The organism is Streptomyces sp. NBC_00354 (assembly GCF_036106915.1).
GTDB lineage: Bacteria > Actinomycetota > Actinomycetes > Streptomycetales > Streptomycetaceae > Streptomyces.
The window spans coordinates 5,682,417-5,696,253 of record NZ_CP107983.1; the positions used below are offsets into that span (position 1 = coordinate 5,682,417).

Consider the following 13,837-nt stretch of genomic DNA (forward strand, 5'->3'; position numbering starts at 1 on the left):
CCCGGACCGGCAATCGCGGTCCGGGGCCGTGGGGAGGGCCACCGTCAGACCCGGAAGGGTCCGGTCACCTCGTACGTGATGCCGCCGGAGGAGCTGCCCGTCGTGCCGCGCTGGCTCGAGAAGTACAGCCGGGTGCCGTCGGGGGAGAAGGCCGGGCCGGTGATCTCCGAGGAGGACTGGCCGGTGATCCGCAGGAACGGGGCGACCACGTCGTCCGGGGTGATCACGCAGATCTCCATGTTGCCGCCGTCCTCGGCCACGTACAGGTCCCCGTACGAGGACCCGGTGACGTTGTCCACGCCTGTCAGCGGGGCCGCGCCGCCGGGCACGAGCGAGTCGTCGTAGGCCAGTTCGTACGTGCCGCTCGCCAGGTCGACCTGCCAGACCCGGTTGTCGCCCTTGGTGGTGAACCAGACCATGTCGCCGGCGTAGTGGCAGCCCTCGCCGCCGTTGAAGTGCTTGGCACCGGAAACCTGGGTGCGGGTCGTGGTCGGCGAGCCGTCCGGGTCGGGCACGTTCGCCCAGGTGAAGGAGCCGGAGGTGGCGGTGCCGGCCACCAGCACCTGGAGGGTGCCGGAGGACAGGTTGCCCCAGGCCGTGGGCAGGAACCGGTAGAAGCAGCCGTTGGTCTCGTCCTCGGTCAGGTAGATCGCCTGGCGCACCGGGTCGGCGGCCGCGGCCTCGTGCTTGAACCGGCCCAGAGCCGGCCGCTGCACGGCCGCGTTCACCCCGTACGGGTCGGTCTCGTAGACGTAGCCCAGGCTCACCTCCTCGCAGGACAGCCACGTGTTCCACGGGGTTTTGCCGCCGGCGCAGTTCTGCCGGGTGCCGGAGAGGATCCGGTAGGCGCCGGTGACCGCCCCGGAGGAGTTCAGCTTCACCGCGCTCGCGCCGCCGGACGGGTTGATCTCGGAGTTGGAGACGTAGATCCAGCCGGTGCCGTCCGTGAAACAGGCGCCGCCGTCGGGGGCGCTGTGCCACTTGTAGCTCGTGGGGCCGACGTTCTGGCCGGACCGGGCGATCACCCGGCTGCTGAAGCCCGTGGGCAGCTGGATGCCGTTCGCGTCCGCCGCGCCGAGGGCCCCGTAGGGCCCCGCGCCGGGCTGGGCGGGCGCCGCGTAGGCGGCCCCGTGCGTCAGCGTGCCGCCGAAGGCGGCGGCCGAGGAGCCGATGACGGCGCCGCGCAGGAAGGTACGACGTTCCACGGTCACTCCTGTGGGAGGAGGGGCACCGCACCCGGTCAGGCGCGGAGTCGCACGCGCACAGGACCCTACGAGGGCCGAATTGCCGCAGCCTCAACGCGGCGTGACGCGGGGGCGACCGGTTTGCGTTCGATCCGCACGATGTTTCGCTCCGCACGATGTGACGAACCGCGGGACTTTCCGCCCTGGAGGGACGCCGCTTCGGCAAGGATGGTGAAGCAATGAACCAGTTCGCCGCGGACAACGACATCTCCGGCCGCGCCGACCTCGCCGTCGTGCTGCGCCGCTTCTACACCGCCGCCTTCGCCGACCGGCGCATCGGGCCGTTCTTCACCGAGATCGCCGGGACGGACCTCGAGGTCCACCTGTCCCGGATCACCGACTTCTGGGAGCGGGCCCTGTTCCGCACGGCCGACTACCGGCGCGACGCCTTCGCCCCGCACGCCGCCCTGCACGCGGCGCGGGCGCTGACCGCCGAGGACTTCGGGCGCTGGGTGCAGCTGTGGCACGCCACCGTCGACGGCCTGCACCGGGGGCCGACCGCGGAGCGGGCGAAGGCGACCGGCGAGCGGATCGCGCTGGCCCTGCACCGGCGGCTGGCCGGGCCGGATCCCGCGCTGCTCCGGAGGGAGGACGCCTGCGGGTTCGTACCGCTGGCCGCGCTGGAGCTCCGCTCCACGGCCTGACCTGCGGTGACGGGCCTCGGCTGGCCGCCCCCGGAGATCATCGGAAAAGTTTTCGCGGGAGCGATGAGTTTTCCCGGCGCCCCCGGTCTATCTCTCGAAAGCACACCACACGAGAGAAGAGGGACCGAGATGCCCACCATGATCTTCGTCAACCTGCCGGTCAAGGACATCGATGCCGCCAAGGCGTTCTGGGGCAAGCTCGGCTACTCCTTCAACCCCCAGTTCAGCGACGAGTCGACCGGCTGCCTCGTCATCAGCGACACGATCTTCGCGATGCTGATGACCGAGGCCCGGTTCAAGGACTTCGCCACCAAGGAGGTGGCGGACGCCACCAAGAGCACCGAGGTCATGCTCGCCCTGAGCGCGGACAGCCGGGAGAAGGTCGACGAGGTGGTCGACGCCGCCCTCGCGGCGGGCGGCACCGAGCCCCGCCCGGCCCAGGACCTCGGCTTCATGTACGGCCGCGCCTTCGAGGACCTGGAGGGCCACGTCTGGGAGTACGTCTGGATGGACCCGGCGGCCGTCCAGGGCTGACGCCCCGCCACGCACCCGCCAAGTCCGCCCCACGCCCTTGCTACGCCACCGCGCCGGAGGTCACGGCGGTCCGCACCGGATAGGTCCGGACCGCCGCCTCCTCGTCGTCCAGACAGCGCCCCGTGGCGAGGTCGAAGCGCTGCTTCAGCAGCGGCGAGGCCACGAACGGCTTGCCGTCGATGCATCCGACCAGCCCCCGCGAGAGCACGGCCGCCCCGGTGAACGGGTCCTGGTTGTCGATGGCGTACATACCGCCCGAGCGGCCGATGAACACCGCAGCCTGGCTCCCGTCGGGCAGCAGGACCGCCACCCCCCGTCCGGGGGTCAGGTCGGACAGCTCGCACACCGTCAGCCAGCCTTCGGTCACATGCAGTTCCACGGTCATCGGGTGCCTCCCACGGCCTCCAGGGGCCGGATGTTGAGAATGGTCAGGTCGGGCTTGACCTGGTCGCGTTCGGGAACGAACTTCACGGTCGGGTCGGGGGCGCCCGGCGCGTTGACGAAGGACACGAACCGGCGCAGCCGCTCCGGGTCCTGGAGCGTTTCGGCCCATTCGTCGCGGTAGTGCGACACGTGGTCGGCCATCAGCGACTCCAGCTCCGCGCACAGCCCGAGCGAGTCGTGCACGACCACGTCCCGCAGGTGGTCCAGGCCGCCCTCCAGCCGGTCCAGCCAGGTCGAGGTGCGCTCCAGCCGGTCCGCCGTGCGGATGTAGAACATCAGGAACCGGTCGATGAGCCGGACCAGTTCGGCGTCGGACAGGTCCTGGGCCAGCAGGTCCGCGTGGCGCGGGGTGGCCCCGCCGTTCCCGCCGACGTACAGGTTCCAGCCGTTCGCCGTCGCGATCACCCCGAAGTCCTTGCTCTGCGCCTCCGCGCACTCGCGCGCGCAGCCGGACACCGCCGACTTGAGCTTGTGCGGGGCGCGCAGGCCCCGGTAGCGCAGCTCCAGGTCGATGGCCATCCGCACGCTGTCCTGGACCCCGTACCGGCACCAGGTCTGGCCGACGCAGGACTTCACCGTGCGCAGGGCCTTCCCGTACGCGTGGCCGGACTCGAACCCGGCCTCGACGAGCCGGGCCCAGATCCGCGGGAGCTGGTCGACGCTGGCGCCGAAGAGGTCGATGCGCTGGCCGCCGGTGATCTTCGTGTAGAGCCCGAAGTCGCGGGCGACCTCGCCGATCACGATGAGCTTGTCGGGGGTGATCTCACCACCGGGGATGCGCGGGACGACCGAGTACGAGCCGTTGCGCTGGAGGTTCGCGAGGAAGTGGTCGTTGGTGTCCTGGAGGGCGGCCTGCTCCCCGTCGAGGACGTAACCGCTCGCGCCGAGGGTGGGGGCGAGCGAGGCGATGATCGAGCCGACGGTCGGCTTGCAGACCTCGCAGCCGTCGCCGCCGCGGGCCGCCTCCCGGCCGTGGCCGTCGAGGAGCTGCTCGTACGAGGTCAGCCGACGGGTACGGACGATCTCGTAGAGCTCGGCGCGGGTGAAGGGGAAGCAGTCGCACAGCCCTTTGTCGGCGGCCGCGGGCAGCAGCTGGCCGATCACCTTGAGGCAGCTGCCGCAGCCGGTGCCCGCCTTCGTGCACTGCTTGACCTCGGGGAGCGTGGCGCAGGCGGTGATCGCCTTCTTGGTGACGTTGTGGCAGGAGCAGATCACCGCGGAGTCGGGGAGCGCCGACGGGCCGAGCGCCACGGGCGCGCCGAGGCCGGCGGGCAGGACCAGCTGGTCGGGACTGACGGGCGGGACGCTGCCGGTGAGCGGTCGCAGCAGGCCGTACGAGTCGGCGTCGCCGACCAGGACCCCGCCGAGCAGTACCCCGTCGGGGGAGACGACCAGCTTCTTGTAGACGCCGGAGCGGGAGTCGGAGTAGACGACGTCGAGGCTGCCCTGGGTGGCGCCGTGGGCGTCGCCGAAGGAGGCCACGTCCACGCCGAGCAGCTTGAGCTTGGTGGAGAGGTCGGCTCCGGTGAACTCCTTGTCGCGGCCCAGGAGGTCCTCGGCGGCGGTCTCGGCCATCTCGTAGCCGGGGGCGACCAGTCCGTAGACGCGGCCGTCGGTGGCCAGTGCGCACTCGCCGATCGCGTAGACGCGCGGGTCGGAGGTGCGGCAGCGGGCGTCGACGCTGATGCCGCCGCGCTCGCCGACGGTCAGGCCCGCGTCGCGGGCGAGCTGGTCGCGGGGGCGGACCCCGGCGGAGAAGACGACGAGGTCGGTGTCGACGGTGGAGCCGTCGGAGAGCCGCATTCCGCTGACGTGGCCGTCCTCGCCGGTGACGACCTCCTGGGTGCCGACGCCGGTGTGGACCGTCAGCCCCATCGACTCGATGGTGCGCAGCAGGGCGGCGCCGCCGCCGTCGTCGATCTGGACGGGCATCAGGCGCGGGGCGAACTCCACGATGCGGGTGGCGAGGCCGAGGCCCTGGAGGGCGCCGGCGGCCTCGAGCCCGAGGAGGCCGCCGCCGACGACGGCGCCGCTGGTGCGGGTCTTCGCGTACTCCTCGATCGCGAACAGGTCCTCGATGGTGCGGTAGACGAAGCAGCCGGGGGCGTCCTTGCCGGGGACGGGCGGCACGAAGGGGTAGCTGCCGGTCGCCAGGACGAGCACGTCGTACGGGAACACCTGCCCGGAGCGGGAGGTGACGGTACGGGCCTCGCGGTCTATGGACTCGGCGGGGTCGCCGAGGTGCAGCTCGATCCCGTGCTGCTCCATGAAGCCGGCGGGGGTGAGGGAGAGGTCCTCGGGGGTGCTTCCGGAGAAGTACGAGGTGAGGTGAACGCGGTCGTAGGCCGGCCGGGGCTCCTCGCAGAGCACGGTGATCCGGTGCGTGGCCGTGGCCCCGCGCTCGGCGAGTGCCTCGAGGTAGCGCTGGCCGACCATGCCGTGGCCGATGAGCACGATGGCGGGAGTGGGCGTGGGCGTGGCTGCGGCCATGATCAGGAGCCTCCGTCGTCGGTGAGCAGGTGGAACAGGTCGGTCAGGTCCTCCTGGTCCTCCCAGCTGCGGGCGAGGGCGCCCACGCTGGAGAGTTCGCCGAGGAGGACGCCGCCGACGAGGCGGTCGCCGCGGACGACGACCTTCCGGTAGGTCCGGCGGGTGGCGTCGGCGAGGCGGACCACGTCGTCGCCGGGGAGCGGGGTGGTCTCGCCGAAGGCGGCGAGATCGAGGGGGCCGGTTCCGGTTCCGGTGCCTCCGGCGGTGGTGAGGGTGAGGCGGGTGAGGGCGCGGGTTCCGGTGTATCGGGGGGCGGCGGCGGTGGTGGTACCGGTGGTGCCGGTCAGCTGCGCGGCGAGGGCGTCGGCCTGCTCCAGCGCGGGGCCCGCGAGGCCGTACACCCGGCCGGCGTGCTCGGCGCAGTCGCCGATGGCGTGGATACGGGGGTCGCCGGTCCGCAGCCGGTCGTCCACGACGATCCCGGTGCGCACCTCGAGCCCGGCGGCGAGCGCGAGCCCGGTCCGGGGCCTTACGCCGCAGGCGAGCACGACGACATCGGCATCGAGCCGGTACCCGTCGGCGAACTCGACCCCGGTGACCTGCCGCCGGCCGGTGTCCTGCGCTGTCGTCAGGCCACGGACCCGGCATTCCGTGTGGATCTCGATGCCGAGGGCGGTGAGGTGCGTGTGCAGCAGCGCCGAGGCGTCCGCGTCCAGCTGGCGTTCCATCAGCCGTTCGCCCTGCTGGGCCAGGACCACCTGGGCGCCGCGTTCGGCCAGGGCGCGGGCCGCGGAGACGCCGAGGAGGCCGCCGCCGATCACCACCGCGCGCACGCCGTCCCGTACGGCCACGGCGGCCGACAGGGCCAGGCAGTCGTCCATGGTGCGGAACGCGTGGACCCCGTCGGGCAGTTCCCGCCCCTCGGGTTCGAACAGTCCGCGCAGCGGCGGGAGGACCGCGTTGGAGCCCGTGGCCAGGACCAGCGTGTCGTACCGCTCCGTGCTGCCGTCGTCGCAGTGGACCGTCCGGTCGGCGCGGTCGATGCGGACCGCCCGGACACCGCGCCGCAGCGCCGGCCCGGGGGCCGGGAGGGCGGTCACCTCCGGTGCGTACCGGCCCGCCAGCACGTCCGCCAGCAGGACCCGGTTGTACGGGACGTGCGGCTCCTCGCCGAGGACCGTCACATCCGTACCGGCACCCGTACCGGCACCCGTACCCGTACCCGTACCCGTACCCGCGCCCAGCCGCGCAGCGAGCCGCAGGCCCGCGAGGCCGCCGCCGATCACCACCACACGCTGCTGCTCCGATGTCATGGCATGAGCGTGCGCGGCCGCTGTTTCCCCGCCGCATCGCCGTTGTTACCCGGACGGAACGCGCACCTCAGCGCCCTGGTTAAGGGTCGGTGAGGCGTCCCTCAAGGGCGGCTTAAGGATCGGTTCGGGCAGCTCAGCGGCCCTCGGGCCGCCCTTAGCGTGATCCGCATGCGAGATGCGGCGGTGCGGGTCAGGGGCGGGATGCTCGGCGGGGCGGGGGTGGTGGCGGTGCTGTGGGCCGCCCAGGTGCGTCCCTCCGCCCGGCTCGACGCGCTGTTCGCGACCGCCGCCCAGCTGACCGGCCTGCTCGCCGGGTACGGGGTGCTGGTGCTGCTCTGCCTGATGGCCCGGGTGCCCGCCGTCGAGCACGGGGTCGGCGCCGACCGGCTCGCCCGCTGGCACGCGCTGGGCGGCCGGCACGTGCTGCTGCTCTGCTTCGGGCACGCGCTCTTCGCCCTGTGCGGATACGCCGCCCACCAGGGCGTCGACGTGGTCTCCGCCGTCCGGGAGCTGTTCGGCTACCCCGCGGTGGCCGCCGCCTTCGCCGGGACCGCCCTGCTGACCGCCGTCGGGGTGAGCTCCGCCCGGGCCGTACGCCGCCGGGTCAGCCACGAAACCTGGCGCGGAGTGCACCTTCTCGTCTATCTCGCCGCCTCCCTGGCTTCGGCCACCAGCTCGCCGGGCCCGATCTCGCCCTGGCGGGCTGGTTCTGGGCCCTCGCCCACGCCACCGTCGCCGTCCTGCTGCTCTGGTACCGGGCAGTGGTCCCCGTACGGCAGGCCCTGCGGCATGCGCTGCGGGTGGGCGAGGTACGGGTCGAGGGGCCCGGGGTCGTCTCCGTCGTCGTGTACGGGGAGCGACTGGCGGAACTGCGCGCGGAGCCGGGCCAGTTCCTGCGCTGGCGGTTCTCCCCCAGCTACCGCTGGGAGGTGCCCCCAGCACAGGCGGCTGTGGCACACCGCCCTGCCGTTCTCGCTGTCCGCGCCGGTCCAAGGCCACGCCCTGCGGATCACCGTCAAGGCGCTCGGCGGGCACTCCCGCCGGATCCGCCGGCTGCGCCCCGGGACCAGGGTCATCGCCACCGGGCCGTTCGGGGCGCTCACCGCCGCCCGGCGGACCCGGCCCAAGGTGCTGCTGATCGCGGGCGGAGTCGGCATCACCCCGATGCGGGCGCTGTTCGAGACGCTGCCCGGCGGGCCGGGGGAGATCACCCTGCTCTACCGGGCCGGGGCCGAGGAGCACCTCGTACTGCGGTCCGAGCTGGAGGCCATCGCCGCCGAGCGGCAGGCCGGGCTGCACTACCTGCTCGGGTCCTCGGATGCTGCATACGATCCACTGGCCCCGCAGGCGCTGCTCGCGCTGGTGCCGGACCTGGCCGAGCACGACGTGTACCTCTGCGGGCCGCCGGGGATGGCCGAGGCGACGCAGAGCGCGCTGCTGCGGGCCGGGGTACCGGCCGGACGCATCCATTCCGAGTGCTTCAGCTTCTGACCCCGACCTGCTTCCGAGAGGCCGCCGCGCCATGCGTCACCCGCTGCACGTTCCCCTGTCCGTACCGGTCGGGGCCGCTGCATTCGCCGCTCCCGTTCCGTCGGCCCGCAGGGCGCAGGCCCGGCACCGCAAGCCGCGCCGGCCCTCCGCGCTGCGGGCGGGCGCCGCCGCGCTGGCCTCCGTACCGCCCCGCGACGGCTCGCCGCCGGGCTGGGGCTGGCCAGCGTGCTGGCCGCGACCGTGCTGACGGCGACGGTGGACCCGGCGGCTCCGGTGGCTCCGGACCGGGTGCCGGCCCGGGAAAGCTCAACCTTTGCGCAAGTTTCCGGGGATTGATGGGTCCTGCACCGATCGGCTTCATAGGGTCGTGGGCGTGCCTGACATATCTATGACGATGATCATCGTGCTGTGCGTGGCCGCCGCCGCGGCCGGCTGGATCGACGCGGTGGTGGGCGGCGGCGGGCTGCTGCTCCTGCCCGCCCTGCTCCTCGGCCTGCCGAACGCCCACCCCGCCGCCGTGCTCGGCACCAACAAGGCCGTGGCCATCGTCGGCACCGCGGGCGCGGCGGTGACGTACGTACGCAAGGCCCCGGTGGACGTGAAGATCGCCGTCCGGATCGGCCTGGCCGCGCTCGCCGGATCCATGGGCGGTGCCGCGCTGGCCGGCGGGATCAGCAAGGACGCCCTCCGCCCGCTGATCATGGGGGTGCTCGTGGTCGTCGCGGGCATCGTGATCTTCAAGCCGGGCTTCGGCACCGCACCGTCGACCGCGCCGGTCAGCCGGCAGCGGGTGCTGCTCGCCATCGGGCTCGCGGGCCTCGGCATCGGCTTCTACGACGGGCTCATCGGGCCCGGAACCGGCACCTTCCTGGTGCTCGCCCTCACCGCGCTGCTCCACCTCGACCTGGTCACCGCCTCCGCCACCGCCAAGATCGTCAACTGCTGCACGAACGCCGGGGCGCTCGCGATGTTCGCGTACCAGGGCATGGTGCTGTGGCAGCTGGCCGCGCTGATGGCGGTGTTCAACCTGGCCGGCGGCATGATCGGGGCCCGGATGGCGCTGAAGAAGGGGAGCGGGTTCGTCCGTGGCGTGCTGCTGACCGTGGTCGGCGCGCTGGTGATCAAGCTCGGTCTGGAGCAGTGGGGCTGACCGGTCCGACCGGTCCCCGCTCGCCGCTCCCCGCTAGTACGTGCCGGTGAGGTGGGCGAAGACGACCACGTTGCCCTGGTAGCCGGTACGCGGCGAGAAGCCCCCGCCGCAGGTGATCACCCGGAGCTCGGCGCGCGGCGAGGGCCCGTACACGCGGGTGTCCGGAAAGTGGTCGGCTTCGTAGACCTCGACCGCGTGCACGGTGAACACGGCGGTACGTCCGTCCGCGCGCGGCACCTCGATCGCGGCTCCGCGGCGCAGTGCGCCGAGGTGGTAGAAGACCGCCGGGCCGGCGGCGTGGTCGACGTGCCCGACGACGACGGCGGTGCCGACGGCGCCGGGGGTGGTGCCGTCCCGGTACCAGCCCGCCAGGTCGCGGCGCGCGGGCGGGGGCACCTCGATGCTGCCGTCACGCCCCAGACCCAGCCCGGTCAGCGGGGCGTCGACCCGGATGGACGGGATCCGGATCCGGGTCGGCGGGGATCCGGGGAGCGGGGCGATGCTGCCGGGGTAGCTCGCCCGGCCGCTCAGCGCCTCTGCGGGGGAGGGCAGCGGAGGCCCGACGGACTGGCCGGATCCGCTGCCGACGAGCCAGATGCCGACACAGGCGGTGAGCGCGACGAGCCCGCCGCGGCCGGCCTGGCCTCTGCCCATGGGTGCCCCCTGGCTGTGTTCCGGGTCCGTGTTCCGTGTGGCAGGCCGTCGCCCGGCCCCGCGAACGGGGGGACCTCGCGGGGCGGGCGACGGGGGACGGTACCGGTCGGACCGCGGCCGCAGCCGCGGTGGGCGCCCGTCAGCTCCGCGTGCCGCTCGCCCGGCGACGCAGGAGCCAGGTACCGCCGACGGCGGCGGCGGCCAGCACGGCCGCTCCCGCCGTGATCTTGGTGGGGTCGACGGTGGTGGTCGTCCCGCCACCCACCCCGGTGCGGACGTGGCCCTGCGGGCCGCGTTCGGTGACGACCAGGTCGCCGGTGGCGAACTTGCCGTCGGCGCAGGTCGCGCCGATGTTGTAGGTGCCGGGGCGGGTGCCGCGGGCGATCTGGAACTGCCCGATGACCACCTCTTTGTGGGTGCCGGGCACCAGCTTGAAGCGGCCGCCGCCGACCGTGGTGGCATCGCCGTCGGCATGGCTGCCCGAGCCGCACGCGGTGGTGTTCACGGTGACGCTCGCCCCGGGGGCGGCGGATTTCGGCCACACCTCCAGCTTCGCGAAGTCGCCGGGCGCGAAGGCCGCCGTGCCGAGTTCCGCGGCGGCCACCGCGCCGGCGACCGGGCCCGTGAACGCGGCGGCGGTCAGCGCGGTGGCGGTGAGCACGTGGGCGGTGCGTCGGCGCATGGGGACTCCTGGAGACGCGGGGTCGTGTTCCCGAGGAAACCCGGCCGGGCCGCGGCCCGCCTGCTGATGTTTCGTCAGATCTGCCCGGCGGGCGACCTTTGCCGCAGGTCACGGCCCCTGGTTTCGGCCGTTCAGGTGACCCACCCCGTCCGGGTGAGGCCGGGCCCGGGCCGGGGCTCGTACGGGGCTCGTACGGGGGTCGTACGGGGCTCGGGCCGGGCCCGGGCCGGGGCTCAGCCCGCAGGGAGCGTCACCGTCGCCGCCGCGCCCGCCGGGGCCGGGTTGGACAGCGTCACCCGCGCGCCGATCACCTGCGCCTGGCCGAAGGCGATGGTCAGACCCAGCCCCGTCCCCTGACCCCGTTCGGCCGCACCCGTCAGGAACCGCTGCGGCCCCTCCCGCAGCAGCTTCGCCGGGAAGCCCGGACCGCAGTCCCGTACGGTCACCGAGTTCCCGCAGACCATCACCGTGACCGGGTCACCGCCGTGGCGGCGGGCGTTGACCAGCAGGTTCGTCAGGATCCGCTCCAGGCGGCGGACGTCCGTACGGACCGGGGCCGGGCAGTCCGCCCCGACCACCTCCGCCGCCACCCCCGCCCGCCGGGTGATCGTCGCGACCAGCGGACCCAGCGCGTGCACCGCCAGCTGCGCCTCCTCCCGGCGCGCGTCCAGCCGTGCGACCTCCAGCAGGTCCTCGGTCAGCGTCCGCAGCGCCGCGACCCGGTCCCGGACCAGCTCCGTCGGCCGCCCCGCCGGCAGCAGCTCGGCCGCGGTGTGCAGCCCCGTCAGCGGTGTCCGCAGCTCGTGCGCCACATCGGCCGTGAACCGCTGCTCCGCCTCCAGCCGCTGCTGCAGACTGGCCGCCATCGTGTCGACCGCCGAGGACAGTTCGGCGACCTCGTTCCGGGTTCCCGGCACGCCCGACGCCCCGATGCGCGCGTCCAGCTCGCCCTCGCTGATCCGGCGGGCCGTCTCGGCCGCCGTCCGCAGGTCCTTGCTCAGCCGGCTCGCCAGCAGCGCCCCGCCGATCGCCGCGAGCGTCACGACACCGGCCCCGGAAGCCGCCAGCTGCTTGTCCAGATCGGCCAGTTCGGCCTGCTCGCCGGCCAGCGACCGGCGTACGGACAGCACGTGGTCGCCGCCGACCGGGCGCGCGGCCCACACCGCCGGATCGGACCCGGACAGGTCGAGGTAGGTGGTGCGCTGCCCCGCGAGGGCCGCCCGGCGCAGCGGCTCCGGCAGGCCGGGGCAGTCGATCCACGCATCGGCCTCGCCGACCTTGTCGTCGTCCAGCCGCCCGGTGAGCTCGTACACCTGGCGTACGCGGATCAGCTGGGCGACGGCGCTCTCCCGCGCGGCCTCGCCCACCTGCCGGGCCCGCGCCTCGTGGATCAGCACGCCGATGGTCACCGCGACGAGCGAGCAGCCGGCCGCGAGCAGGGCGGAGATCTTCCAGCGCAGGCCGAGGGCCCGCAGGAGGTGGCGGCAGCGGATCAGGCCGGGCTTCACTCACACACCTCCCCGAACCTGTCGGTGCGCTTCGGCCGGGGGACCTGCCCGCTGTCGCAGTGCGCCTCGGACTTGCTGTAGCGCCGCTCGTCGCTGACGACCCGCATCCGCTCGCCGTCCCAGTGGTAGCGGACGGCCTGCTCGGAGCCGTCGTCGGCGGCGGTGCGCAGCAGCAGGTCGCCGCCGATGGACTCGGCGGCCATCCGTCGGCCGACGGTGAACAGGATGGGGACGATCCGGGTGCCTTCCGCGGTGTACACGGTCAGCGCGGTGCGCCCGGTCTGCGCGTCGGCGGCGACGATCAGCTCCGGCTTCCCGTCGCCCGTGAGGTCGCGGTACAGGGGCGGGCGGATCCCGACCTTGCCGGGCGCGTCGATCCACCCCTTCGAGGCGAACGGCTTCATCTGCTTGTCGGCTTGTACGACGTCCTTCACGTCGACCGCGGGCAGCCCGCCGGGCCCCACCTCCGGCGCGTTCTTCAGCGGCTGCGGCGGGGGCTCCCGGGTGCCGACCGGCTTACCGGGCGCCGCAGGGGTGTGGTCGGTCCACAGCGGCCAGAGCGACTCGGGCTGCGGCTGGGCCGACACGGGCGGCGCGGGCTCACCGGCGCCGAGCCCTCCGGGCGCGGCGCAGCCGCCGACGGCGAGTGCACAGGTACAGGCGCACAGGAGGACGGCGGCGAGCTGTCGGGTGGGTCGCTTCATGAGGGGCCGGGCCAAAGGGGTCTGAGGGAGGACAAACCGACGGTAGAGGGCGACGGTCACGGCCACCGGGAGGTTGTGTAACAGCGGTGCGTACGGTGGAAGGGCGCAGGCAGACTCGGGACCAAAGTCCCGGACCGCACGCTGTTCGCCGTGACCGAGGGAGGGCTCCCGTGACATCAGCCGATCGGCCATCGCCGCCGCAGCCGCCACTGGATCCGGTGCATCCGGTGCATCCGGTGCTCGGGGTGCTCACCGTCCTGACGACGGTCGATTCGGCGGAGGCGGCCGGGGCGCTCGCCCGCGCCGCGGTGGAGTCGCGGCTGGCCGCCTGCGCGCAGATCTCCGGGCCGGTGACCTCCGTCTACCACTGGAAGGACGCGCTGGAGACCTCCCGGGAGTGGCAGGTGCTGTTCAAGACCACCACGGCCGCCTACCCGGCCCTGGAGGCCCGGTTGACCGCCGGGCACCCGTACGACACGCCGGAGATCATCGCCACCCCGGTGGTGCAGGGCAGCGCGGACTACCTGGCGTGGGTCGCGCAGGAGGTGACGGCCGGATGACCGCCGAGCTCCCCTTCTTCGTGTACGGGACCCTGCGCCCCGGGGAGGTCAACCACGCCCTGTTTCTGCGGGGCCGCACGGCCGCCGAGGAGCCCGCGCGGCTCCCGGATGCGCTCCTGTACGACGGTCCCGGCTACCCGTACGCCGTCCAGCACCCGGGATCGGAGATCGTCGGCGAGCTGGTCACCCCGGCGCCCGGCGCGTACGAGAGGCTGCTGGCCGAACTGGACCGGCTGGAGGAGTACCACGGCCCCGACCGGCCGCTGAACGTCTACGACCGGGTCCGCCGGAACGCGGTCCGCCCGGACGGCACCCGGACCCCCGCCTGGGTCTACCTGGCGGCCCCGCTGCTGGCCCGCCGGCTGCGCGAGTCCGGCACCGAGATAGCGGGCGGCGACTGGTTCAGACGGAGCTGAGGA

Annotated in this window: 14 protein-coding genes; 6 read left to right on the top strand and 8 right to left on the bottom strand. The window is 73.7% G+C overall.

What is annotated here, in order from left to right; translation table 11 throughout:
- Positions 1–44: 44 nt before the first annotated feature.
- Positions 45–1,205, bottom strand: coding sequence for an alkaline phosphatase PhoX (locus tag OHT74_RS25995; protein WP_328621542.1), 1,161 nt, complete (start codon positions 1,203–1,205; stop codon positions 45–47).
- A gap of 218 nt (positions 1,206–1,423) precedes the next feature.
- Between OHT74_RS25995 and OHT74_RS26000 the strand changes: the two genes are divergently transcribed.
- Both OHT74_RS26000 and OHT74_RS26005 read left to right on the top strand, forming a co-directional pair.
- Positions 1,424–1,888 (top strand): group III truncated hemoglobin, encoded by a 465-nt coding sequence (locus OHT74_RS26000; RefSeq protein ID WP_266994356.1) that lies wholly within the window; start codon positions 1,424–1,426, stop codon positions 1,886–1,888.
- 129 nt (positions 1,889–2,017) lie between these two features.
- A complete protein-coding gene (locus tag OHT74_RS26005) occupies positions 2,018–2,422 on the top strand; it encodes a VOC family protein (RefSeq protein ID WP_266629432.1) in 405 nt (134 codons plus the stop codon).
- A gap of 40 nt (positions 2,423–2,462) precedes the next feature.
- Here OHT74_RS26005 and nirD read toward each other — a convergent pair whose 3' ends face one another.
- Genes nirD through OHT74_RS26020 form a run of 3 tightly spaced genes read right to left on the bottom strand, consistent with a single transcriptional unit; the run spans position 2,463 to position 6,669 of the window.
- Positions 2,463–2,807 (bottom strand): nitrite reductase small subunit NirD, encoded by a 345-nt coding sequence (gene nirD, locus OHT74_RS26010; protein WP_328621543.1) that lies wholly within the window; start codon positions 2,805–2,807, stop codon positions 2,463–2,465.
- On the bottom strand, positions 2,804–5,356 hold the full coding sequence (nirB, locus tag OHT74_RS26015) for a nitrite reductase large subunit NirB (protein ID WP_328621544.1): 2,553 nt from the start codon (positions 5,354–5,356) through the stop codon (positions 2,804–2,806). The genes nirD and nirB overlap by 4 nt, the downstream gene beginning before the upstream one ends.
- Positions 5,357–5,358: 2 nt before the next feature.
- Positions 5,359–6,669: an NAD(P)/FAD-dependent oxidoreductase gene (locus OHT74_RS26020; RefSeq protein ID WP_328621545.1), complete on the bottom strand. Its 1,311-nt coding sequence runs from the start codon at positions 6,667–6,669 to the stop codon at positions 5,359–5,361.
- Between the two features lie 168 nt (positions 6,670–6,837).
- Between OHT74_RS26020 and OHT74_RS26025 the strand changes: the two genes are divergently transcribed.
- The gene (locus OHT74_RS26025) at positions 6,838–8,160 is read left to right on the top strand and encodes a ferredoxin reductase family protein (RefSeq protein ID WP_328621546.1); all 1,323 of its coding nucleotides are present in this window, start codon (positions 6,838–6,840) and stop codon (positions 8,158–8,160) included.
- Positions 8,161–8,533: 373 nt separating this feature from the next.
- Positions 8,534–9,310 carry a sulfite exporter TauE/SafE family protein gene (locus OHT74_RS26030; RefSeq protein ID WP_266667236.1) on the top strand — a complete coding sequence of 259 codons (777 nt, stop codon included), beginning with the start codon at positions 8,534–8,536 and terminating at the stop codon, positions 9,308–9,310.
- A 33-nt stretch (positions 9,311–9,343) separates the two neighbouring features.
- On the opposite strand, the gene OHT74_RS26035 is transcribed toward OHT74_RS26030, so the two are convergent.
- The 4 genes from OHT74_RS26035 to OHT74_RS26050 form a co-directional block, all read right to left on the bottom strand.
- Entirely contained in the window at positions 9,344–9,964 is a 621-nt protein-coding gene (locus OHT74_RS26035) for a class F sortase (RefSeq protein WP_266667238.1), read from the bottom strand.
- Positions 9,965–10,103: 139 nt separating this feature from the next.
- The gene (locus tag OHT74_RS26040; RefSeq protein WP_328621547.1) at positions 10,104–10,646 is read right to left on the bottom strand and encodes a hypothetical protein; all 543 of its coding nucleotides are present in this window, start codon (positions 10,644–10,646) and stop codon (positions 10,104–10,106) included.
- A 233-nt stretch (positions 10,647–10,879) separates the two neighbouring features.
- Positions 10,880–12,154 (bottom strand): HAMP domain-containing sensor histidine kinase, encoded by a 1,275-nt coding sequence (locus OHT74_RS26045; protein WP_328621548.1) that lies wholly within the window; start codon positions 12,152–12,154, stop codon positions 10,880–10,882.
- Positions 12,151–12,858, bottom strand: coding sequence for a hypothetical protein (locus tag OHT74_RS26050; protein ID WP_328621549.1), 708 nt, complete (start codon positions 12,856–12,858; stop codon positions 12,151–12,153). The genes OHT74_RS26045 and OHT74_RS26050 overlap by 4 nt, the downstream gene beginning before the upstream one ends.
- Before the next feature lie 236 nt (positions 12,859–13,094).
- Here OHT74_RS26050 and cutA point away from each other — a divergent pair, with 236 nt between their 5' ends.
- Both cutA and OHT74_RS26060 read left to right on the top strand, forming a co-directional pair.
- Positions 13,095–13,418 (top strand): divalent-cation tolerance protein CutA, encoded by a 324-nt coding sequence (gene cutA, locus OHT74_RS26055; protein ID WP_266673061.1) that lies wholly within the window; start codon positions 13,095–13,097, stop codon positions 13,416–13,418.
- The gene (locus OHT74_RS26060) at positions 13,415–13,834 is read left to right on the top strand and encodes a gamma-glutamylcyclotransferase family protein (RefSeq protein WP_328621550.1); all 420 of its coding nucleotides are present in this window, start codon (positions 13,415–13,417) and stop codon (positions 13,832–13,834) included. Before cutA ends, OHT74_RS26060 begins: the two co-directional genes overlap by 4 nt.
- Positions 13,835–13,837 lie beyond the last annotated feature (3 nt).